Raw genomic sequence first — 21,493 nt, 5'->3', positions numbered from 1 at the left:
ATCTCGGGATCGAACAGCGCCTCCCAGGGCAACGCCGCTAACCGCGGCGCGGTCAACCGCAGCACCACCCGCAACGGTTCACCGCGCTGCTGCGCAACACCCAGGCTGGCCCGATAGGAGCCCAACACCGGACCGCTAAACAGCGTCTCGAACAACTGCCGTCCCACTTCACGCAGCCGCTCCTCGTGACCGGAGACGATCCGTCGCCCGGCTACCGCCGAGGCCAGTACCGTCGTCTCCAACGCATCCCGCCGCCGCAACAGCTCATCTATATCCAGCTGCGTGACCGCTGAGGGCTCTCCACCGGAAGGGGCATCCACCACGCGGGTGACGAACTCACCTGGGCCCGAGCCCGCCCCGATTTCCAGCTCAATATCGCAGGACATCTATCCCCCTTTACCGCGTGCACTTATGTTGCATTTCCTCGCTGGCCGCTACCAGGGTCTTTTGGCAATGAAATGAGAGGCGCGCACCTTCGTCATCGCCAGCGGCAGGTAAGTGGGCTAGTAACCTCCTGCGCTGCCCAGGGCTCAACCGCTGACAGCGCCCAGCGGTTGAGGTGGCGGCTGGTAGAACCTATGCTCGTTGCCCCGTTCAATTGCACTTCGGGGCCCCGTGCGACGTTTGAGCTTGATACATGACTCCCCTCGCGATCGCCAAGACTTAGAACGGTGACACGTTGTCGATGCTGACAAACATGCCGTGGCTTGTGCCATCGTTACTGAAGCGAGTCCCGTCCTCACCTGGATTGATGGTCCAGCCCTGCAGGTGGTAGATCTGGCCGTAATTCAGTGCGACATCAATGGCCGCGGCTTGCGGGGTGCCCGGGATATTGCCATTGTCCCACCGGAATGCTCCTCCCGAAGTGACCACGGCGAGATCCCAGTGAATGCCCGGCCCGCCGCAACTCGCCAATGCACCAGCCACGCGCCCACACTTCGCGGTGGCGTCCTTGGTGGCTTTCCTTCGCCGAGGCGATCCTCCACCTTGTCCAGTTCAGCCAACGCCAGCCTCTGGGTCGATGCGTAGACGCTAATGCGCTTGCGTTGGCCGGTAGCGGAATCGACGTAGCTGAGCCGGGCTTCCCACCGTCCGTCTGAACGGTGCCGAACTGCTCCGCGACCATTTGCTGCCCGCTTTGCCATGGGCTGATCTTACCGGGCCAATTGGGGTAATAACTGGGGTCAAAGCCTTTTCGGAAGGTATCTGTCAGAGGCGAAAACACCCTCTGACCTGTGTCGGGCTGACAGGATTTGAACCTGCGACCACTTGACCCCCAGTCAAGTGCGCTACCAAACTGCGCCACAGCCCGGTGCCGCCCGAATCGGCGGCAGCAGGTCGAAAGCCTACCGCAGACAGCCCGGAACGCAGCGAAGCGGCCTCCGACCAACCCGGCGATACCTGCGGTCAGGGAAACCGCAAACTCCAATCCCCGTCGCCATCTAGAATCCTGCTCACGAACGCAGGCGGGTGGCTGTGCTCGCCCACAAACTTCGGGGGACGACCGCAATGATGGCGAACGGTCCGGCGCGTGACAGGTAGTGAACCGCCGGCGAATCAGGGGAATGCCCTGCCGCCGCCCGGCGGCTACCAAGTCGGCCCATCCGGCGGTCCATATGCGTCGGGACAGCCATGGAGCAGCTACCAGCCGGGCGCGGCCGGCGCACCGCCTCCGTGGCCTCCCCGCCCGACGCCAGCCCCATCCCGTGGCGCCAAACGATGGCTGATGCTCACGACGGCCATTCTCACGGTCGCCTCGGCCGGGTTTGGCGTCGTCCTCGTCGGCCGTGTGATGACCTCGGGCGCATCGGCGGCGGAATCACACCGCGAGCCGCCCGGGCTGTCGGTGCCCACGACACCGGGGCTGGTCCACCCGGAAGACCTGAAGAATCTGCTGTTGAGTCCCGCCGAGGCCGGCGACATCCTGCACGTGCAGGGAATGACGCTCTACCAGAGCAACAATGGCCTGTTCATGGATACCGCCGACCCGCCCGACTGTGCCGGCATCTGGGCCCCGGGCATGGCTCAGGTCTATCGCGACACCCGCTTCATCGACGCGCAGTCGGCCGAACTTCACGGACCGGGTGACGTGTACGTGAAGTTGACCCTGCAGTCGCTGGTGGCCTTTCCGACCGCGAAAGACGCCGGCGCCGTCTTCGAGGACCTCACGAGGAAGTGGGATCACTGCGCTCGAACCGAGGTTTTGGTGAACCGCCACGAGGGTGGCACCATCGCCGTCGCCGACCCCAGGGTCGTCGACAACACGCTGATGGTGTCCTGGGAGAAGACCGGCGGAACCGGGTGGGGCTGCCAGCGCGCCTTGATGCCGCGCAGCAACGTGGTGATCGACATGAGGGTGTGCGATTACGGCGGCAGCGATCAAGCCCCCGAACTCGTCAACAAAGTCGCCTCTCGGATCCCCACCTCGTGAACAGCCCAGGAGGTAAGGCATGAGCGTTCCGGGCGACACGGGCAGCGGACCCGGAGGCAGGCAAGAAACCACTTCCGGCGCACCGGCCTATGCCGGTCCCCCACCCTGGCCACCGGCAAGCCCGGGATATGCGCCACCGTTCGGTTACCAGAGCGCGCCCGGACACCTGCCTCCGCCCGGCCCCGGCGCCTTCTGGCCGAGCCAGGCGGCGAACCCGCGCCGTTTCGGTGGGTCGCTCGCCCGGTGGTGGTGGTTGACGAGCGTCGCCGCGATGCTGACGGTCGGGCTATTGGTCGCGGTCATCGTGTACCAGCCGGCCCACCCGGGCGGCGGCACCGTGGCCGCATCCGCACTCCCGGATGTGCTGTTGAGTGCGGAGGAAGCCGCCCACGCTGTGGGCGCCGAATCGTTGTCCGGCGAACCGGTTCAAGACAAGCTGGCCGACACACCCATCGTTGACGAGGACTGCGTGGGTGTGTTGAAAGCGGCCGAGCAGAAGGCGTACGGGAAGGCCGGTTGGACCGCGGTTCGGACGCAGGAGCTTGGCGACGCTCCCGCCAAGGGATGGCGATTGATTCAAGCGGTCGTGTCCTTCCCAGACGCGGAATCTGCGAACAACTTCGTCGGCAATGCCGCGACGGACTGGCAGAGGTGCGCCAATCGCGAGCTCAACACCCGAAACGTCAACAAGGATGATCCCCGCAACGTGTTTTGGTCGACGGGATCGGCGTCGCGCGCCGGCGGCGTCCTCGCGATGGACATGATCCAAGAAGCTCAGGGCTGGAACTGCCAGCGCGCCCTCAGCACCCGGAACAACGTCGTCATCGACCTTGATCTCTGCGGACGAAGCGTGGCGGGTTCGGCGGTGCCACAGTTCGTGAATGCAGTCGACAAGAAAATCGACGCCCGGGCCTCGTAGGCGTCGTAGCGGCATTGACCGCACCGGCGGTCGCGGGTGTGCCAACACCGAGCAGCGAGCGGCGGCGCCCACGCGCTTAGCGATCTCGTGCCCGAGGTGAAGTGATATCGCCGGCGCTATCAAGTTTGTGAATCGCCGATTGGTTCCCAAGAGGCCCAAGCCAGGAGGCTCAGCGCCGCTTGGCCCCACGCTTTTCGCGCACCCGCACGTTGATCCGGATCGGGCTGCCCTCGAAACCGAAGGCCTCCCGCAGCCGCCGCTCCAGAAAGCGCCGATAGCCGGCCTCCAGGAAACCCGTGGTGAACAGCACGAACGTCGGCGGCCGGGCGGTGGCCTGGGTGGCGAACAGAATCCGCGGCTGCTTGCCCCCGCGCACCGGTGGCGGCGTCGCGGCCACCACCTCTTTCAGCCACGCGTTGAGCGGGCCCGTCGGGATGCGCGTGTCCCACGATGCCAACGCCGTCTCCATCGCGGGCACCAGCTTCTGCACCGCGCGTCCGGTCCGGGCGGAGATGTTGACCCGTTGCGCCCAGCGCAGCTGCACCAGTTCGCGGTCGATCTCGCGCTCGAGCAACTCGCGCCGGTCCTCGTCCACCAGATCCCACTTGTTGAAGGCCAGCACCAGCGCCCGGCCCGCCTCGATGACCATCGACAGCACCCGCTGATCCTGTTCGGTCAGCGGCTCGGAGGCGTCGATCAACACCACGACCACCTCGGCCGCGTCGATCGCCGAGTGCGTGCGCACCGAGGCATAGAACTCGTGCCCGCTGGCCTGACCGACCTTGCGGCGCAGGCCCGCGGTATCGACGAACCGCCATACCTTGGCGCCGAGTTCGATGAGCGAATCCACCGGGTCCACGGTGGTGCCGGCGACGTCGTGCACCACCGAGCGCTCGTCCCCGGCCAGCTTGTTCAGCAGCGAGCTCTTGCCCACGTTCGGCTTGCCGACCAGCGCCACCCGCCGGGGGCCGCCCGGCGAGGGCGCGGCTTCGGACACCTCCGGCAGCGCGGCCAGCACCTCGTCGAGCAGGTCGGCGACGCCGCGGCCGTGGATCGCGCTGATGGCGTGCGGCTCGCCGAGCCCCAGCGACCACAACGCCGCCGCGTCCGCCTCACCCTTTTCGCTGTCAACCTTGTTGGCGGCCAAGAAGACCGGCTTGCCCGAGCGCAACAGGATCCGGGCGGCGGCCTCGTCGGCCGCGGTGGCGCCGACCGTGGCGTCGACCACCAGGATCACCGCGTCGGCGGTGCGCATGGCCACCGACGCCTGCTCGGCCACCAGCTGCTGCAGGCCCTTGGCGTCGGGCTCCCATCCCCCGGTGTCCTGCACGACGAACCGGCGGCCGGTCCACAGCGCGTCGTAGGACACGCGGTCGCGGGTCACGCCGGGAATGTCCTGCACCACCGCCTCGCGGCGGCCCAGGATCCGGTTCACCAACGTCGACTTGCCGACGTTGGGCCGCCCGACGATCGCCACGACGGGCGCGGGGCCGGCCTCGGCCTGCTCGCCGAGCTCGGATTCGACCGATTCCCAATCGCTTTCGTCGGTCCAGGTGCCGTCGGATGTCATCGCACCGCCCCGCTTCGCTGCTCGACCAATTCCAGCAGGTGATCGATCACCTGCGCCTCGGTCATCTCGCTGGTGTCGACGACCACCGCGTCGTCGGCGGCGCGCAGCGGCGACACCGCCCGAGTGGAGTCCAGATGATCGCGCCGCCGGACGTCGGCCAGCACCGCGTCGTAGTCGTCGGTCAGGCCGGCCGCGACGTTCTGATCGTTGCGGCGCCGCGCGCGGGTTTCGGCCGACGCGGTCAGGAAGATCTTCACGGGGGCGTCGGGCAAAACGACGGTGCCGATGTCGCGACCCTCGACGACGACGCTGCCGGGCCCCTCGGCCATCTCGCGCTGCAGCCCGACCAGGCGGGCGCGCACGGCGGGCACAGACGACACCGCCGAGACCGCGCGGGTCACCTCGTCGCCGCGGATCTCGGCCGAAACATCCTCCCCGGCAAGGAAGTAACGGTCGCCATCGGTGTGATAGTCCACCGACAGCTGCGCCGTCGACCCGATGCGCCCGACGGCCTCGTCGTCCGTCGGGCTGATGCCCGCGCGCAGCACTGCCAGCGTCACCATCCGGTACATCGCGCCGGTGTCCAGGTAACGGGCGCCCAGCGCTCGCGCCAATCCCCTTGACACCGAGGACTTTCCGGTTCCGGCCGGACCATCGATTGCGACAACGACGTTCACAGGCCCACCGCCCGGTAGAGCTGCCCGACCTCGCCCTGGCTCAGCGCCCGGATGCTGCCCGGCCGTTGCTTGCCCAGCGACACGGGCCCGATGTCCGTGCGCACCAGCGACTCCACAGGGAAGCCGGCGGCGCCCAGCAGCCGGCGCACGATGCGGTTGCGCCCTTCGTGCAACACCACCCGCACCAGCGTCTTGCCCGGAATGGCGTCCACCACGGCGAATTCGTCGACGCGCGCCGGGCCGTCGTCCAATTCGATTCCCGCCTTTAGTGTCTTTCCCACGCCGCGCGGCACCGTCCCGGTCACCGTGGCCAGGTACGTCTTGGGCACCTCGTGGGAGGGGTGCATCAACCGGTGCGCCAACTCGCCGTCGTTGGTCAGCAGGATGAGCCCCTCGGTGTCGGCGTCCAGCCGCCCGACATGGAACAGGTTCTTGTTGCCGCGCACCTTGCGTTCCACCAGGTCGCCGATGCACGGGCGACCCCGGTCGTCGGACATGGTGGAGTGCATGCCCCGCGGTTTGTTCAGCGCCAGATACACCATCGACTGGTCGAGCACCACCCGGGCGCCGTCGACCCGGATCACCGATGCATCGGGGTCCACGCGGGTGCCCAACTCGGTCACCACCTGCCCGTCGACCTCGACGCGGCCGTCGATGATCAGCTTCTCGGCGGCGCGCCGCGACGCAATCCCGGCCTGCGACAACACCTTTTGCAGGCGGACCCCTTCGGTTTCGACCATCAATCGTGGTCCACGTCGAACGTCAGCGCCTGCTCGGGCGCCTGACCGCCCGACAGTTTGATGAAACGCGGCTCGCTGTCCAGGGATTCGCTGAGGTCCTCGATCGTGTCGACGTCGGGAAGCAACGGGGCGATGTCGGGCAGGTCGGCCAGCGACGTCAACCCCAACCGCTCCAGGAACAGGTCGGTGGTCGCGAACGTCACGGCGCCGGTGTCGTCGTCGACCCCGGCCTCGGTGATCAGGCCGCGCGCCAACAGCGTGCGCATCACGGCGTCCACGTTGACGCCGCGCACGGCGCTCACCCGCGCCCGGGTCACCGGCTGGCGGTAGGCCACCACGGCGAGGGTCTCCAGCGCGGCGCGGGTCAGCTTGGACCGCGCGCCGTCCAGCAGCAGCTTCTCCACGTACGGCGCGAACCGCGCCCGGGTGTACATCCGCCAGCCCTCGCTGGTCTGGCGCAGGTCGATCCCGCTGTCGCGCTCGGTGAGTTCGTCGGCCATCTGCTGCAGCCGGGCGGCGACCCGGTAGACGGGTTGCTGCGTGGCCGCGCCCAGCGCCTCGGCGGTGACGGGCGTGTCGACCACCAGCAGCAGCGCCTCCAGCACCGACCCGAGTTCCCCGGCGTCCATGGGCGCCGCCTCGGCGATGTCCGGAATGCCGACATCAAGATCGACGTCGGCCTCAGATTCGCTCATCATTCGTCCCGCACTTCTAGCAAGGCTTCGCTGGCCGGACGTTCCCCGGTCCATGAAATCTGGAGCACACCAAGCGGCTCCGACTGGTCGAATGCTACCGCCCGGCTCCGATACATCTCGAGCAACGCCAGGAAGCGCCCCACCACCTCCATCGGCGCCTCGCAGTCGGCGACCAGCTCGGAGAACGTGGCCCACCGGCCGCTGCCCCGCGCCTCGAGGATCGCCAGCAGCCTCTTGGCCTGCTCGGGCACCGAGACGGCCACCTCGTGCAGGTGGCCGAGGGCCACCGTCGGCACGGGGCGCGGGCTGAACGCGATCGCGGCGATCTGGGCGAACCGGTCGGCGTCGACGCCCAGCATCACCTCCGGCAGCAGTTCGGTGAACCGGTCCTCCAGCGACACGGAGCGCGGGTAGCTGCGCAGCGCGGTGGCCTCCAACTCGGCGAACATCTCCGCGACGTGCTTGAACGCGCGGTACTGCAGCAGCCGGGCGAACAGCAGGTCGCGCACCTCCAGCAGCGCCAGGTCCTCTTCGTCGTCGATCTGCCCGGCCGGCAGCAGCCGGGCGGCCTTGAGGTCGAGCAGGGTCGCGGCGACCACCAGGAACGCGGTGGTCTCCTCCAGGTCCAGCTGGGAGCCGATCTCGCGGGTGTAGGCGATGAAGTCGTCGGTGACCTGATGCAGCGCGACCTCGGTCACGTCGAGGCGGTGGGCGAAGATCAGCTGCAGCAGCAGATCGAACGGACCCTCGAAATTGGTCAGGCGGACTTGAAAACCGTTCTTGGGTGGCGCCTCACCGTTCGCGCTGGCCGTCACGCGCCGAATCGGTCGATGAACTCGCGGGCCAGGGCGCGGTAGGCGATGGCGCCCGTCGAGCGCGGGGCCCACGTCGTGATGGGTTCGCCGGCCACACTGGTCTCGGGGAACCGGACGGTTCGGGTGATCACGGTGTCGAACACCAGGTCGCCGAACCGTTCCACCACCCGGGCCATCACCTCGCGGGAGTTGACCGTGCGCGGGTCGTACCGGGTGAGCAGGATGCCGCTGATCTCCAGCTTCGGGTTGAGCCGGTCGCGCACCTTGTCGACGGTGTCGGTGAGCAGCGCCAGGCCACGCAGCGAGAAGAACTCGCATTCGGTGGGGATGACCACGCCGTCCGCGCAGGCCAGCCCGTTCACGGTGAGCAATCCCAGCGACGGCTGGCAGTCGATCAGGACGTAGTCGTAGCGATCCAGCACCGGATGCAGCGCCCGGCCCAGGGTCTGTTCGCGGCCCACCTCGTTGACCAGCTGGATTTCGGCGGCGGACAGGTCGATGTTGCTGGGCACCAGGTCCATGTACTTGACCCGGGTCTGCAGCAGCACGTCGTCGATCGACACCCGCGGCTCGACCAGCACGTTGTGGATGGTCTTCTCCAGCTCGTAGTGCGGGACGCCGAGCCCGGCGGACAGCGCACCCTGCGGATCCATGTCCACCAGCAGCACCCGCCGGCCGTACTCGGCGAGCGCGGCGCCCAGATTGATGGTCGACGTGGTCTTCCCGACACCGCCCTTCTGGTTGCACATCGCGACGACCTTTGCCGGGCCGTGCGAGGTGCGCGGCTGCGGTTCCGGGATCGCCCGCGGCGGCCGCCCGGTCAGACCGAGCTCGACGCCGCTATCCGGCTGCTCGGTCATCATGGCGGGGGTGTTCGGGAGGTGAACATCGACCGAAAGTCTAACGGGTTCGCGGGCGGAAACCGGGCGACCCGCAGGCAATTCACCAGCCAATTTCGCCGGATTTGCGCTGGTAGCGCGCGCGAGGGCGGTGATTATTAACAGCAGTCACACCAGCATCACCGGGGAGGTGGTGGGCGGGTTTCACACTTGATATCGCGGGCGGTATCTCGGCGGCGGTGTGGCAGCGAGATTGCCGTGAGGGTTGCGATTCCGGCGCCGCGACGGCCGTGGTGGCAATCTCGGCGCCGCTAGGCGACGGCCGTCCGAACTACTGTGTCGTCATGGACCTCAAGCGACGGATTCCCCTGCTGCGATGGTCGGTCTGGCGGATGGCGACGGGGGCGCGCAACATCACCACGACGGGCCAGATCGGCGACGGGCGCGAGGCCGCCGCGGTGAACTACGTCCTGCGCAACGCCAGGGCCGGCGACATCGACGACGTGCTGGCGACCATCGACAAGTTCGCCTACGAGAAGTCGATGCTGATCAACGTCGGCGACGAGAAGGGTCAGCTGCTCGACGCGGCGGTGCGGCGCGCCAACCCGGCGGTGGCGCTGGAGCTGGGCACCTACGTGGGATACGGCGCGTTGCGCATCGCGCGGGCGGCCCCGAACGCGAAGGTGTATTCCGTCGAACTCGCCGAGGCCAACGCCGCCAACGCGCGACGGATCTGGGCGCACGCCGGCGTAGCCGACCGCGTGACCTGCGTGGTCGGCACGGTCGGTGACGGCGGGCGCACGCTGGACGCGCTGGCCGACGAGCACGGGTTCGCCCCCGGTGCCCTCGACTTCGCGTTCCTCGACCACGACAAGGACGCGTACCTGGACGACCTGCACCGCATCATGGCGCGCGGCTGGCTGCGCCCGGGCGCGATCGTGGTCGCCGACAACGTGCGGGTGCCCGGCGCCCCGAAGTACCGCGAGTACATGCGCCGCGAGCAGGGCAAGCAATGGAACACCGTCGAGCACAAGACACACCTCGAGTACCAGTCGCTGGTGTCCGACCTGGTGCTGGAGTCCGAGTACCTGGCTTGACGGCCGCCGTGCCCTACTGGGCCCGCGGGTGGGCGCCGGCCCACACCTCGCGCAGCGCGTGCACGGTGACCATCGTGTAGATCTGCGTCGTCGTCACCGAGGCGTGTCCCAGCAACTCCTGCACCACCCGCACGTCGGCGCCGCCCTCGAGCAGGTGGGTCGCGAACGAGTGCCGCAGCATGTGCGGCGACACCCCCGACGTGATCCCGGCGCGCTCGGCGGCGTCCTGCAGCACCTGCCACGCGCTCTGCCGCGACAGCCGCCCGCCGCGCACGTTGAGAAAGATGGCCGGCGTCCCGCGCCCGCGGCGGGCCAGGTCCGGGCGGCCGCGCACCAGATAGGCGTCCAGTGCCTGCACGGCCGGCCGCCCGATGGGCACCAGCCGTTGCTTGCCGCCCTTGCCGCGCAGCAGCACCGACCTGGCCCGGGTGTCGATGTCGTCCACGTCGAGTCCGACGGCCTCCGAGATGCGCGCCCCGGTCGAGTACAGCAGCTCCAGCAGCGCCCGGTTGCGCAGCGTGAGCGGGCCGTCGGACGCGCTGTCGCCGCCCGCGCCCTCCAGCAGCGCCAGCACCTGGTCGATGGTCAGGCTCTTGGGGAGCCGGCGGCCCGGAGTCGGCGGGCGCACCGCCCGCGCCACGTCCAGCTCGGCAAGCCCCTCGGCCGCGGCGAACCGGTGCAGGCCGCGCACCGCGATCAGCGCCCGCGCCGCCGACACCGCGGACAGCGCCGCGGTCCCCGAGTCCGGGTCGCCGCGGCGCAGCGCGACCAGGAACTCGCTCACGTCGTCCTCGCCGACCTTGGCCAAGTCGTGAATCCCGCGGTCCGACAAGTGCTTGGTGTAGCGGCGCAGGTCGCGGCGATACGAGCTGAGGGTGTTCGCCGCGACACCCCGCTCGATCGTGAGGTGGTCGAGGTAGCCCTGCAGTTGGGTGTCCAGGGCCACCGTTGTCATTGCGCGGCCTTGCGCCCGGCGAACGCCGTCGGCTTGTCGAGCCAGGGGCTGTCCACCGGCCGCGGCTCCGCGACCCCTTCGGTGACCACGTGGGCGGCCAAAACCCCGGCAATCGCAATGGAATTCACGATCTCGCCGCTGAACACCCGGCGAACCGCCTCCGCGACGGGAAACCAGCGCATCGTCATATCGGCTTCCTCGTGGTGCGCCTCGGGCCGGGCGACCTCGGTCAGCTCGGTGGCCAGGTACACGCGCACCGACTCGTCGCTGAAGCCCGGCGCCGAATCCAGGTCGACCAGCACCCGCCACGAGCCGGCCTGCAGGCCGACCTCCTCTTGCAGCTCGCGGACCGCGGTCTCCTGTGGCGGCTCCCCCAGCACATCGAGCAGCCCGGCCGGCAGCTCCCACAACCGCCGGCCGAAGGCGTGGCGGTATTGGTAGACCATGGCGATCTCGTTGTCGGAGTTCAACGCCACGATGGCGACGGCCCCGTAGTGCTCGACGACTTCGCGAATCGCCGTGGCACCGCCGGGCATCCGGACCCGATCACTGCGCAGCGCGAAAATCTTTCCGGTGTACAGCGTTTCGGATGACGCCGTCTCGAAGACGTGCTCAGCCACGGGTCGCGGGCTCGGGTAACGACTGGCTGACGCCGTCCCGCTGCTGGTTGCCGTTGGAGGCGTGCTCGGGGATCTCCACCGGCAGCAGCTCGCCCGACTGGTAGTCGATGGCCGCCCCGACGAACGCGACGAACAGCGGGTGCGGCCGGGTGGGCCGGCTCTTCAGTTCGGGGTGGGCCTGCGTGCCGACGATGAACGGGTGCACCTCGGGCGGATATTCGACGAACTCCACCAGATGCCCGTCGGGCGAGGTGCCGGAGAAGCGCAGGCCGCTCTCGGCGATCTTGTCGCGATAGGTGTTGTTGACCTCGTAGCGGTGCCGGTGGCGCTCCGACACCTGGGTGGTGCCGTAGGCCTGGGCGACGATCGAATCCGTTTGCAACACGGCGGGATACGCGCCCAGCCGCATGGTGCCGCCCAGGTCGGCCTGACCGGACACGGCGTCGACCTGGTCGGCCATCGTGGAGATGACGGGATCCGGTGTGTCAGGGTCGAATTCGGCGGAGTTGGCCTGCGTGAGCCCGGCCGAACGCGCGGCCTCGATCACGATGCATTGCAGTCCCAGGCACAGGCCCAGCACCGGCAGCCCGCGCGCCCGCGCGTACCGGATGGCGCCGATCTTGCCCTCGATCCCGCGGATGCCGAAGCCGCCCGGGATCAGCACGCCGTGCACGTCGCCCAGCGCCGCCGCCGCGCCCGCCCCGGTCTCGCAGTCGTCGGACGCCACCCACTGCATCTCCACCTTGGCGTGATGTTTGAAGCCGCCGGCGCGCAACGCCTCGGTGACCGAAAGGTAGGCGTCGGAAAGCTCGACATACTTGCCCACCAAGGCGATTCGCACGGTCTCGTGCGGCTCGTGCACCCGGCGCAGCAGGTCGTCCCACTCGGTCCAGTCGACGTCGCGGAACGGCAGGTTGAGCCGGCGCACCACGAACGCATCGAGTTCCTCGCGGTGCAGCCGCTTCGGGATGTCATAGATCGACGGCGCGTCCGGGGTGGAGATGACGCCGTCGATGTCCACGTCGCACATCAGCGCGATCTTGTTCTTCAGCGCCTCGGGGACGTCCCGGTCGCAGCGCAGGATCAGCGCGTCCGGGGTGATACCGATGCTGCGCAGCGCGGCCACCGAGTGCTGGGTGGGCTTGGTCTTGAGTTCGCCCGACGGCGCCAGGTACGGCACCAGCGAGACGTGCAGGAAGAAGACGTTCTCGCGCCCCAGGTCGTGGCGGACCTGGCGGGCGGCCTCCAGGAACGGCTGCGACTCGATATCGCCGACCGTCCCGCCGATTTCGGTGATCACCACGTCGGGACGGTTACCCTGGGCGTCCGGCTGGGCCATCGCCATGATCCGGCGCTTGATCTCGTCGGTGATGTGCGGGATCACCTGGACGGTGTCGCCGAGGTATTCGCCGCGCCGCTCCTTGGCGATAACGGTCGAATACACTTGTCCCGTCGTGACATTCGCCGAGCCGGACAGGTCGCGATCCAGGAACCGTTCGTAGTGACCGACATCGAGGTCGGTCTCGGCGCCGTCCTCGGTGACGAACACCTCGCCGTGCTGGAACGGGTTCATCGTGCCCGGGTCCACATTGAGGTACGGATCGAGCTTTTGCATCGTCACGTACAACCCGCGGGCCGTCAGCAGCTGACCGAGGCTGCTCGCGGTAAGACCCTTGCCCAGCGAGGACGCGACACCCCCGCTGACGAAGAGGTGCTTGGTGGCGGATTGCGGGTGCTTTCGCACAGGCGACCTCCGTGAAGACGGGCAGGGCGTCGAATTTTGCTAGCGAATAACTAGTTGGGCCTGCCGACCCACGGAAACCCACCCTAACACCCACGACCGGGGTGTCGCGTCGAACACGCCCGCTACTGGGGCACCGTGATCGACGTCGCGCCGTGACCGGTGCCGTACTGCCCGGCGTGACCGCCGTTGACCAGGTCGTGCAGGCCGAGCACCGCGGTGATGCGGCCCGGCGCGGTGTCGACATTGTCGACGGTGCTGACCGCGGAGTTCATCTGAGCGTCGGCGCGCGTCACGGCGACGGCCGCGCCGCCGGTCGCCGACCCGTCCCGCCCGGCGAGCAGGGTGCCCGACCCGTGCGGGGCCAACGCGGCGGCGAACCGGGCGACGCTCACACCGCGATTGCCGGCGTCCTGCGGCAGCGCGCCGCCGGTGACGACGAGCGCGGCGTTCGCCGCGCCCATGTGCTCGCTCGGCTGGTAGGTGATGAACCCCGTGTCGCGCAGCGCCGCCAGCACGGTGTCGCGCTGGGCCTCCTCGACGGGTGGCACCGCGGGGTTGGAGTTGACGAGCAGGGCGATGCCCATCAGGTCGCCGGCCTGGGATCCCTGGTCGACGAGCTTGGTACTGAGCTGTTGGCCGGCCGGCAGGATCGACGAGTTCACCACGGTCTGCAGCTTCTCCGCGGAGTTGGCCTCGACGAATTCACTCGTCAACGACACGGTTCCGGTCACCGCGCCGCCGGCCTGGCCGATGAACTTCGACACCGCGGCCACGTCGTCGTCCTTGGCATCCGGGGTGCGAAACAGCACCACCGACTTGCCGCCGAGCGTGTCGTGCACCATCCGGCCGACCAGTTGCGTGTCGAAGTTGTTTGCGGCACTAAGCTTTTCGTTCAGCACGTTCTTCTGGTCGTTGAGCCCGTTGATCTGGGTGTGCAGATCCCGCTTCTCGTCACGCAGGCTGGACAGCAGGGTGTCGGACAGGAAGCCGGAACCGAGCACGACTCCCACGGCCAGCGCCAAAAAGACTGCGGCCAGCGATAACGCGTGTTGGCGAAGCGAGATCATCTTCGACCCTAGGACACTAGGTGGGTAACCCAGAGGGAAAAGTGGTTCCAGTACTCGGTGACCCAGTGCAGCACCACGCCATCGGTGCGTGACACCCACAGGGCGACGATGACGGCGATCAGCATCGTCAGCGCCAGCAGGGCGATCGCCCCCGCCGAGATGTGGTTGCGGTACAGGGTCGCCACGGCCTTGGCGTCCACCACCTTCTCCCCCACCCGAAGCCTGGTCAAGAACGTCGAGGGGTTGCTGTGCGCGCGGGTCCGGTCGAAGAACGTCTCGATGTTGGCGGTGTGGCCCGCCGTCACGAGCAACGCGGCGCCGTGATGATCGGCCAGCAGCAGGGCCAGGTCGATCGCCGAGCCCGCGGCTGGGAACGTCATGGCCCCTACGCCGAGGTCCTGGATGCGTTCCAGCCCCGGTGCGTGGCCGTCGGCGTCGGCGGGCAGCACGACCTGGGCGCCGCACTTGAGGGCGTCGGCGCTGATCTGGTCGGGGTCGCCGACGATGATCTGGGGCCGATACCCGGCCTTGCGCAACACATCCGCGCCGGTGTCGACGCCGATCAGCACCGGCTGGTACTCCTTGATGAACGGCTTGAGCGACTTCAGGTCCTCTTCGGCGCTGGGCTCGTCGGCGACGATGACCACGTGCCGGCGGCGCAGGTCGACATCGATGTCGGGGATGCCGATACCGTCGATCAACAACGGGCTCTCGCTCTTGATGAACTCAATCGTGTTGCCCGCGAACGCCTCCAAGTGAGCGGACAGGCCGCTCTTGGCCTCCCGCATCAAGTCGGCGATGTCGTGGTCGGTGCGCTCGGTGCCCCGGACCAGCCTGCGGTCGCCGGAGTACACCCCGCCTTCGTAGAGCCGGATCTTGGCGCCGTCCTTGACCTTCTTGAAGATGTCGGGTCCGGTCTCGTCGATCAGGGTGACCCCGTTGTTGACCAGCACCTCCGGCCCCATGTTGGGATAGCGGCCCGACACCGAGGGCGAGGCGTTGACGACCGCGGCGATATCGGCCTCCACCAGGGCGTCCGCCGTGATGCGGTCCAAATCCAGGACGTCGAGCACCACTATGTCGCCGGGGCACACCCTGCGCAGCAGTCGGTCGATGTTCCGGTCCACCCGAGCGGTGCCGACGAGGCCCGGCCGGGCGGTGTTACGGGTAAGCAGCCCTGACATCTTCATGGGGGCGATTCTGTCGGTGATGCCCGGACGAGGCGTGGAGGCGCGCCGTAACATCAGCCTCAGAAGTTATCTAGAGTCTCATTAGTCACAAGCTCCTAACGGGTTGGTCGCGCGAAGGTGCGCAATGGCACGGCCCCGGCGGCGTGTCGCCGTACAGACACGCACGTTCGCAAGCCGGAGGTGCCCCTGGCTCGGCGCACGGGCGAGCGCTTAGATCTCGTCGCGCTGGGCCCCGTCGAGCAGTTCGCGGGCATGGGCGCGGCCGCTGTCGGACTCGCCCAGGCCGGCCATCATGCGCGCCAATTCGGCGACCCGCTCGTCGCCGGTGACCCGGCGCACCACGCTGGTCCCCTTCGGGCCGGCGCTGTGCACCACCAGGTGCACGTCGGCGTACGCCGCGACCTGCGGCAGGTGGGTGACCACGATGACCTGGTGCGTGCGCGCCAACCGCGCCAGCCGCCGCCCGATCTGCACCGCGGCCCGGCCACCGACGCCGGCGTCGACCTCGTCGAACACCATGGTGGTCCCCGCCGCCGAGGCCGCCAGCACCACCTCCAGCGCCAGCATCACCCGGGACAGCTCGCCGCCGGATGCGCTCTTGGCCAGCGGCAGCTGGTCCATCCCGCGGTGCGCGGCGAAACCGAATTCGACCTGGTCGACGCCGTCCGCGCCGGCCCGGGCCAACTCGCCGGTCGGCAGCGCGAGCGCCGCCGGATCCTCTTTGTCGGTGACCACGTCGTTGCGCACGTCGATGCTGAACTGCGCGTCGGCCATGGCCAGCCCGGACAGCTCGGCAGTGACCTCCTTGGCCAGTCGCTTGGCCGCCTTGCGCCGAATGCCGCTGAGATCGACTGCGGCCTGGGCCAATTCACGCGCGAGCTCGTCGACCCGGGCGGCCAGCGCCGTCAGGCCCTCCTCGGAGACGTCGAGTTGGGCCAGCCGTTGCCTTGACTCCTGGGCCCACAGGAGCACCCCGTCGACGTCCGCGGCGTACTTGCGGGTCAGCGTGCGCAGTTCGGCTTGCCGGGCCAGCTTGGCCTCCAGCGCGCTGGCGTCGACCGGCAGCTCGTCCAGAAAGCCGCTCAGTTCGCCGGCCGCGTCGGCGACCACCGTCAGCGCCTCGCCGACCTGCCCGGCCAGCGCCCGCAGCTTCGCGTCGTCGGTCGACTCCAGGGCGGCCTTCGCGCGCCCCAGGCCGTCGGCGGCGCTGTGCCCGGACGCCTCGACGTCGTCGGGCGGCCCGGAGAGCGCGGCGTGCGCGGTGATCGCCGCCTCCCGCAGGGTGTCGAGTTCGGAGAGCCGCACGATGTCGGCGACCAGCGCGTCGTCCTCGCCAGGTTGCGGGTCGACGGCGTCAATCTCGTTGAGCGCGAAGGTGAGTCGGTCGGACTCCAGCGCGAGTTCGCGCATGCGGTTGCGGCGGTCGGAAAGGTCGTTTCGCGCGGTGAGCCAGGCGTCACGCAACTTGCGGTAGCGCTCGAGCGCGGGGGCGGCCTTCGCGAACCGGTCCAGGGCGCCGCGCTGCTCCTCGGGCCTCATCAGGCGCAGCTGGTCGTTCTGCCCGTGCAGGGTGAGCAACTCGGTGGTGAAGTCGCCCAGCGACTTGGCGGGCACGCTGCGGCCGCCCAGATAGGCCCGCGACGGCCCGTCGCGGCTGACCGAGCGCAGCGCGATCACGCTGCCGTCCTCGTCGCGCTCCGCGCCCGACACGTCCAGCATCTCGTCCAGCTGCGCCACCACGGAATCCTCGAGATCCGTTGTGGTAAAACGGCCCTCGACCACCGCGCGGTCGGCGCCCGACCGCACCCGGGTGGCGTCGGCGCGGGCTCCGCCGAGCAGGTGCAGCCCGGTCACCACCATGGTCTTGCCGGTGCCCGTTTCACCGGTCAGCACGGTCAGGCCACGGTCGAACTCGCCGACCGCCGCGCTGATGGCGCCCAGCGACTCGATGCGTATTTCGGTGAGCACCCGCCGTTTACTTCCCGCGCCAACCCGTCACCGGCAACCGGAATTTGCGCACCAGCCGGTCGGTGAACGGGGCGCTGTCCAACCGTGCCCATTTCACCGGTGTGTCGCAGCGTCTCACCTCGATCCGGCTGCCGGCCGGGATCAGCATCTCCCGGCGGCCGTCGCAGAACACCAGGGCGTCGTGCCCGTCCGCCTCGATCTCGATGGCGATGGTGGCGTCGGGACTGGTGACCATCGGCCGGCCGAACAACGCGTGAGCGTTGTTGGGTACCACCAGGATTGCCTCGAGGTCCGGCCACAGCACCGGGCCGCCCGCGGAGAACGCGTAGGCGGTGGACCCGGTGGGCGTCGACACCAGCACTCCGTCGCACCCGAACGCCGACACCGGCCGCCCGTCGATCTCGACGACCACTCCCAGCACGCCCAGTCGTGGGCCCTTCTCCAGGCTGACTTCGTTGAGCGCCCAGCCGTGTTCGACCGCCCGACCGCCCGAGCGCACGACCACGTCCAGCGTCAGGCGGTCCTCCACCCGGTAGTCCTTGGCGACGACGTGGTCCAGCACCTTGTCGATGGCCTCGGCCTCGGCCTCGGCCAGGAAGCCGATGCGGCCGAGGTTGACGCCCAGCACCGGGATCCCGGCGTTGCGGGCCAGTTCGGCCGCGCGCAGGAACGTGCCGTCGCCGCCGAGCACCAGCACCAGCTCGCAACCGTCGGCGGCGTGCGGATCCGCATCCACCACCTGGATCTCGACGCCCATCGCGCGGATGTCGTCGGGGGCCACCTGCAGCGAACCGCGGTCGACCGCCTCGGCGGACAGGACGCGAAGAGCAATATCGTTGTCGCTCAACACTTTCTGCACCCGCGCCGCGGTCTCGGTGGCTTCCTCGCGGCCGGTGTGGACGACCATCAGCACCGTGCGCTGCTCGGTCATTGCGGCCCCTCCTCTACCGCGCGCCGCACCGCTGCCACCAACTCGTCATCCGCCAATCCCCGATCCGTCTGGGCGCGCAGCCACAGGAAGTATTCGACGTTGCCCGACGGGCCGGGCAGCGGGCTCGCGGTGACGCCGACGGTGTGCCAGCCCAGCTCGCCGGCGCGCCGCGCCACGCCCACGACGGCGTCGGCGCGCAGGTCAGGGTCGTGCACGACTCCGCCGGGGCCGACCTGGCCCCGGCCCACCTCGAACTGCGGCTTCACCATGGGAACGATATCCGCAGTGGCCGAAGCACATCCAGCCAGCGCCGGCAACACGGTCGCCAGCGAAATGAACGACAGGTCGGCCACGACCACGTCGACCGGCCCGCCGATCGCCTCGCGGGACAGGTCACGGGCGTTCGTCCGCTCGACGACGACAACCCGCGGATCACACCGCAGCGACCACGCCAGCTGGCCGTAGCCGACGTCCACGGCGACCACTTCCGCGGCGCCTCGGTCCAGCAGGACCTCGGTGAACCCACCCGTCGACGCCCCGGCGTCCAGGCAGCGACGGCCGGTCACGTCGATCCCGAAGGCGTCCAGCGCCCCGATGAGCTTGTGCGCGCCGCGGGACACCCAGCCCCGTTCGCCGTCGTCGGTGACGGTCAGGGCCGCGGTGAGGGCGACGGCGGTGCCCGGCTTGCGGGCCGGCAGCCCGTCGATGCAGACCCGGCCGGCGCCGATCAGCTCCGCGGCTTGTTGCCGCGATCGCGCAAGGCCGCGCCGAACCAGTTCGGCGTCGACGCGGGCGCGGCGAGACATGCGCGCACTCAGCCCTTCTCCGCCGACTCCAGCGCGGCCAGCAGCACGTCGTGCGCCTCGGACAGGCGGCGCGCTATGTCTTCGAGCTCGGTGAGCGACGGATCGTTGCCGGGGCTGTCCGGCGCCCCGGGCTCCGGCAGCCGGGCGAGTAGGGCGTCGATCTCCGCGCGAATCTGTTCTGGGTCGATAGTCATTGCGCTCTTACGCTAGTCCAGAGACCAGCGCTGCAGCGCCTCGCGGGCGCGCGCGTCGCCGGCCTCGATGCCAATCGGCCGTCCGTCCGACGGGGCGGCCCATACCGCGGCGGCGACCGCCCGCACGACCGCCAGCTCGTCGCCGTCGTCGGCCCCGTCGCCGCTGACGGTCACCGCCCGCTCGCCGACGTCGACGCGCCAGCCCGGCTGGGGCCCGACCGCCAGCCGCTCGCCGGCTTGATGCAACGCCCGCAGGTCGTGGCCGATATAGGTGGGCCGGTGGGCGGGTTTGGCGTAAACGGCGTCCCGCGCGGAGCTGACCCCGGTGAGCACCATCAGGCTGGGCAGCTTGGCCGCGTTGGCGCCCTCGATGTCGGTGTCCAGGCGGTCGCCGACCACCAAGGGCGCGCGGAAGTCGCCCCTGGCCGCCGCGTCGGTGAGCAATCCGGGCGCCGGCTTGCCCGCGACTTGGGGTTCGGCACCGGTGGCCGCGCGCAGCGCGGCGACCATGGATCCGTTGCCGGGCAGCAGGCCACGCTCGGTGGGCAGCGTGGGGTCGACGTTGGCCGCGACCCACAGCGCTCCGGACCGGATGGCCAGCGCCGCCTCGGCGAGGTCCGGCCAGCCGATGGTCATCGACAGTCCCTGCACGACCGCGACGGGCTCGTCGTCGAACCGGCGCACCGGGCGCAGGCCGACGGCCGCGACCTCGTCGGCCAGGGCGTCGGTGCCCACGATGAGCACCGGCGCACCGGCCGGCAGCTGCTCGGCCAGGAGCCGGGCCGCGCTCTGGGCGCTGGTGGCGACGTCGGCGGCGGTGGCGGTGAAGCCGAGGTCGGTCAGGTGCGCGGCGACCTCGGCGGCGCTGCGCGATGCGTTGTTGGTGACGAAGAACGCGCGGCTGCGCACCTCGGCGAGCGCCTGCACCGCGCCTTCGGTGGGCCGGCGGCCGCGGAACAACGTCCCATCCAGGTCGAGCAGCAGGCAATCGTATTGGCGCGCAACGCTTGTCATCTCAGCCCAGCTCGCTGACCCGGTCTTCGGCGTCGGTGACGCCTTCGACATCGGCGGCCGCCGAGCGTAGGAACCATTGCAGCGCTTCGTCGTTGCGGCCCAGCGCCAGCAGCGTCTCGGCGTAGGCGTAGAACAACCGCGCCGCCGTCGAGCCCGTGCGGGCCGGGTCCAGTTGCGGCGTGGACAGCACGGTCAGCGCCTGCTCCAGCTGGCCGAGGTCCGCGCGGGCGCCCGCGGCGACGATGCGCAACTCGTCGGCGTCGTCGCCTTCCAGCCGGGCCGCCTCCGGCCCGCGGGCGAGTTCGATCGCCCGTTCCGGGCGGCCAAGCCCGCGTTCGCAATCCGCGATCAGCGCGAGCAGGTTGGACTTGCTGCCCATCCTGCGGGCGGCGCGCAATTCGGCCAGCGCCTGCGCCCAGTCGCCGCAGTGATAGGCGGCGATCCCGACCGCCTCGCGAATCGCGGCGATCCTGCTGGAGCGGGCGCGGGCGGCGCGGGCGTGGCTCAGCGCCGCCTCCGGGTCTTCGTCGAGGAGCTCACCGGCGGCAACCAGGTGGCGCGCCACCGCGTCGGCCGTGGCGCGGTCCAGGGTGCTCAGTTCACCCCGGATCTCGGGCGCCAACTGCCGGGCGTCCACACCGGGCGGTATCGGCGGCCCGGGCTCGGGCGTGCGATGGCCGTCGGGCTTCTCCGGCTGGACCGGGCGCGCGCGGCCCGGGCCAGACCACGCCCCGGATGGGCGCGGACGCCGTTCGCCCCGCTGCCGCTGCCTGTCGTCGACCACGCAGCCGAGGATACGGGGGCGCCGACCGCTAGTACGCCGTGAGCCGGTTCTGCAGCAACGGCGCTATCACCGCCGGGCAGTACGTCGCCACGGCGACGATGGTGAACAAACCCGCCGACTCGTAGCCCAGGCCGCTGCGGCTGGCCATTTCATCGGCGACCGAGTCGAAGCTTTGACCGGGCATGACCAGCATCGGGCACACCGACTGACCCAGCGCCAGGGCGCTCTCCGGGTGCGGGTAGGTGATACCGGCGTTGGACAGCGCCATCAGGAACGCGTTCCCCCGCATGTCGGCGCGAACGGGCGCGGCCAGCGGCGCGGCGATCCCGGCCACGCAGGCACCCACCCCCAGGACACGCAGCAGGATCCATTCCACACGCCTGAGGGACATCACCGTGACCACCCTGGCCAATGCGGGTCACAGCCGCAACACGGTG

The 21,493-nt window shown here is 69.6% G+C and carries 23 protein-coding genes and 1 tRNA gene; 3 read left to right on the top strand and 21 right to left on the bottom strand.

Going from position 1 to position 21,493, the window contains the following annotated elements; all coding sequences use genetic code 11:
- From A5692_RS27200 to A5692_RS27190, 3 genes are all read right to left on the bottom strand, one after another.
- Window positions 1-386, bottom strand: a 386-nt coding sequence (locus A5692_RS27200) for a hypothetical protein (RefSeq protein ID WP_197514578.1), incomplete at its 3' end; no start/stop codon positions are given.
- A gap of 277 nt (window positions 387-663) precedes the next feature.
- Window positions 664-927, bottom strand: coding sequence for a hypothetical protein (locus tag A5692_RS27195; protein ID WP_156766316.1), 264 nt, complete (start codon window positions 925-927; stop codon window positions 664-666).
- Window positions 928-1,238: 311 nt separating this feature from the next.
- Window positions 1,239-1,312 (bottom strand) — tRNA-Pro (locus A5692_RS27190).
- Window positions 1,313-1,726: 414 nt separating this feature from the next.
- On the opposite strand from A5692_RS27190, the gene A5692_RS27185 reads away from it, so the two are divergent.
- Both A5692_RS27185 and A5692_RS27180 read left to right on the top strand, forming a co-directional pair.
- Window positions 1,727-2,431, top strand: coding sequence for a sensor domain-containing protein (locus A5692_RS27185; RefSeq protein ID WP_068062583.1), 705 nt, complete (start codon window positions 1,727-1,729; stop codon window positions 2,429-2,431).
- Window positions 2,432-2,450: 19 nt separating this feature from the next.
- A complete protein-coding gene (locus A5692_RS27180; RefSeq protein ID WP_082963144.1) occupies window positions 2,451-3,350 on the top strand; it encodes a sensor domain-containing protein in 900 nt (299 codons plus the stop codon).
- Between the two features lie 169 nt (window positions 3,351-3,519).
- On the opposite strand, the gene der is transcribed toward A5692_RS27180, so the two are convergent.
- The 6 genes from der to A5692_RS27150 are packed head-to-tail and all read right to left on the bottom strand — an operon-like array spanning window position 3,520 to window position 8,707.
- Window positions 3,520-4,920, bottom strand: coding sequence for a ribosome biogenesis GTPase Der (gene der / locus A5692_RS27175; protein WP_068062576.1), 1,401 nt, complete (start codon window positions 4,918-4,920; stop codon window positions 3,520-3,522).
- Window positions 4,917-5,597, bottom strand: coding sequence for a (d)CMP kinase (gene cmk / locus A5692_RS27170; protein WP_067924709.1), 681 nt, complete (start codon window positions 5,595-5,597; stop codon window positions 4,917-4,919). The genes der and cmk overlap by 4 nt, the downstream gene beginning before the upstream one ends.
- On the bottom strand, window positions 5,594-6,337 hold the full coding sequence (locus A5692_RS27165; RefSeq protein WP_068062573.1) for a pseudouridine synthase: 744 nt from the start codon (window positions 6,335-6,337) through the stop codon (window positions 5,594-5,596). The genes cmk and A5692_RS27165 overlap by 4 nt, the downstream gene beginning before the upstream one ends.
- Window positions 6,337-7,032 carry an SMC-Scp complex subunit ScpB gene (gene scpB / locus A5692_RS27160; protein ID WP_068062570.1) on the bottom strand — a complete coding sequence of 232 codons (696 nt, stop codon included), beginning with the start codon at window positions 7,030-7,032 and terminating at the stop codon, window positions 6,337-6,339. Before scpB ends, A5692_RS27165 begins: the two co-directional genes overlap by 1 nt.
- A complete protein-coding gene (locus A5692_RS27155) occupies window positions 7,032-7,847 on the bottom strand; it encodes a segregation/condensation protein A (protein WP_068062567.1) in 816 nt (271 codons plus the stop codon). Before A5692_RS27155 ends, scpB begins: the two co-directional genes overlap by 1 nt.
- Window positions 7,844-8,707, bottom strand: a complete 864-nt coding sequence (locus tag A5692_RS27150; protein ID WP_067924742.1) for a ParA family protein — start codon at window positions 8,705-8,707, stop codon at window positions 7,844-7,846. Before A5692_RS27150 ends, A5692_RS27155 begins: the two co-directional genes overlap by 4 nt.
- Before the next feature lie 323 nt (window positions 8,708-9,030).
- On the opposite strand from A5692_RS27150, the gene A5692_RS27145 reads away from it, so the two are divergent.
- On the top strand, window positions 9,031-9,783 hold the full coding sequence (locus A5692_RS27145; RefSeq protein WP_068062598.1) for an O-methyltransferase: 753 nt from the start codon (window positions 9,031-9,033) through the stop codon (window positions 9,781-9,783).
- 13 nt (window positions 9,784-9,796) lie between these two features.
- Here the strand turns inward: A5692_RS27145 and xerD are convergent, their stop codons facing one another.
- From xerD to A5692_RS27085, 12 genes are all read right to left on the bottom strand, one after another.
- Entirely contained in the window at window positions 9,797-10,738 is a 942-nt protein-coding gene (gene xerD / locus A5692_RS27140) for a site-specific tyrosine recombinase XerD (protein WP_068062564.1), read from the bottom strand.
- Entirely contained in the window at window positions 10,735-11,358 is a 624-nt protein-coding gene (locus A5692_RS27135) for an NUDIX hydrolase (protein WP_068062561.1), read from the bottom strand. The genes xerD and A5692_RS27135 overlap by 4 nt, the downstream gene beginning before the upstream one ends.
- Entirely contained in the window at window positions 11,351-13,102 is a 1,752-nt protein-coding gene (locus tag A5692_RS27130; protein ID WP_068062558.1) for a CTP synthase, read from the bottom strand. The genes A5692_RS27135 and A5692_RS27130 overlap by 8 nt, the downstream gene beginning before the upstream one ends.
- Before the next feature lie 122 nt (window positions 13,103-13,224).
- A complete protein-coding gene (locus A5692_RS27125) occupies window positions 13,225-14,169 on the bottom strand; it encodes a copper transporter (RefSeq protein ID WP_068062554.1) in 945 nt (314 codons plus the stop codon).
- Window positions 14,170-14,177: 8 nt separating this feature from the next.
- Complete coding sequence (steA, locus tag A5692_RS27120) at window positions 14,178-15,359, bottom strand: putative cytokinetic ring protein SteA (RefSeq protein WP_068062551.1); 1,182 nt, start codon at window positions 15,357-15,359, stop codon at window positions 14,178-14,180.
- A 210-nt stretch (window positions 15,360-15,569) separates the two neighbouring features.
- On the bottom strand, window positions 15,570-17,327 hold the full coding sequence (recN, locus tag A5692_RS27115) for a DNA repair protein RecN (RefSeq protein ID WP_068062550.1): 1,758 nt from the start codon (window positions 17,325-17,327) through the stop codon (window positions 15,570-15,572).
- A 7-nt stretch (window positions 17,328-17,334) separates the two neighbouring features.
- Window positions 17,335-18,258 (bottom strand): NAD kinase, encoded by a 924-nt coding sequence (locus A5692_RS27110; protein WP_068062548.1) that lies wholly within the window; start codon window positions 18,256-18,258, stop codon window positions 17,335-17,337.
- Entirely contained in the window at window positions 18,255-19,064 is an 810-nt protein-coding gene (locus A5692_RS27105) for a TlyA family RNA methyltransferase (protein WP_068062542.1), read from the bottom strand. Before A5692_RS27105 ends, A5692_RS27110 begins: the two co-directional genes overlap by 4 nt.
- An 8-nt stretch (window positions 19,065-19,072) precedes the next feature.
- Entirely contained in the window at window positions 19,073-19,258 is a 186-nt protein-coding gene (locus tag A5692_RS27100) for a hypothetical protein (protein WP_068062539.1), read from the bottom strand.
- A gap of 12 nt (window positions 19,259-19,270) precedes the next feature.
- Window positions 19,271-20,272: an HAD-IIA family hydrolase gene (locus A5692_RS27095; RefSeq protein ID WP_068062534.1), complete on the bottom strand. Its 1,002-nt coding sequence runs from the start codon at window positions 20,270-20,272 to the stop codon at window positions 19,271-19,273.
- A gap of 1 nt (window position 20,273) precedes the next feature.
- Window positions 20,274-21,056 carry a hypothetical protein gene (locus A5692_RS27090; protein WP_082963143.1) on the bottom strand — a complete coding sequence of 261 codons (783 nt, stop codon included), beginning with the start codon at window positions 21,054-21,056 and terminating at the stop codon, window positions 20,274-20,276.
- Between the two features lie 28 nt (window positions 21,057-21,084).
- The gene (locus tag A5692_RS27085) at window positions 21,085-21,459 is read right to left on the bottom strand and encodes a DUF732 domain-containing protein (RefSeq protein ID WP_304528628.1); all 375 of its coding nucleotides are present in this window, start codon (window positions 21,457-21,459) and stop codon (window positions 21,085-21,087) included.
- Window positions 21,460-21,493 lie beyond the last annotated feature (34 nt).

It is taken from the genome of Mycobacterium sp. E342, from assembly GCF_001667665.1.
In the GTDB taxonomy this organism is placed as follows: Bacteria; Actinomycetota; Actinomycetes; order Mycobacteriales; family Mycobacteriaceae; genus Mycobacterium.
This window is presented reverse-complemented; position numbering and strand designations above follow the sequence as displayed.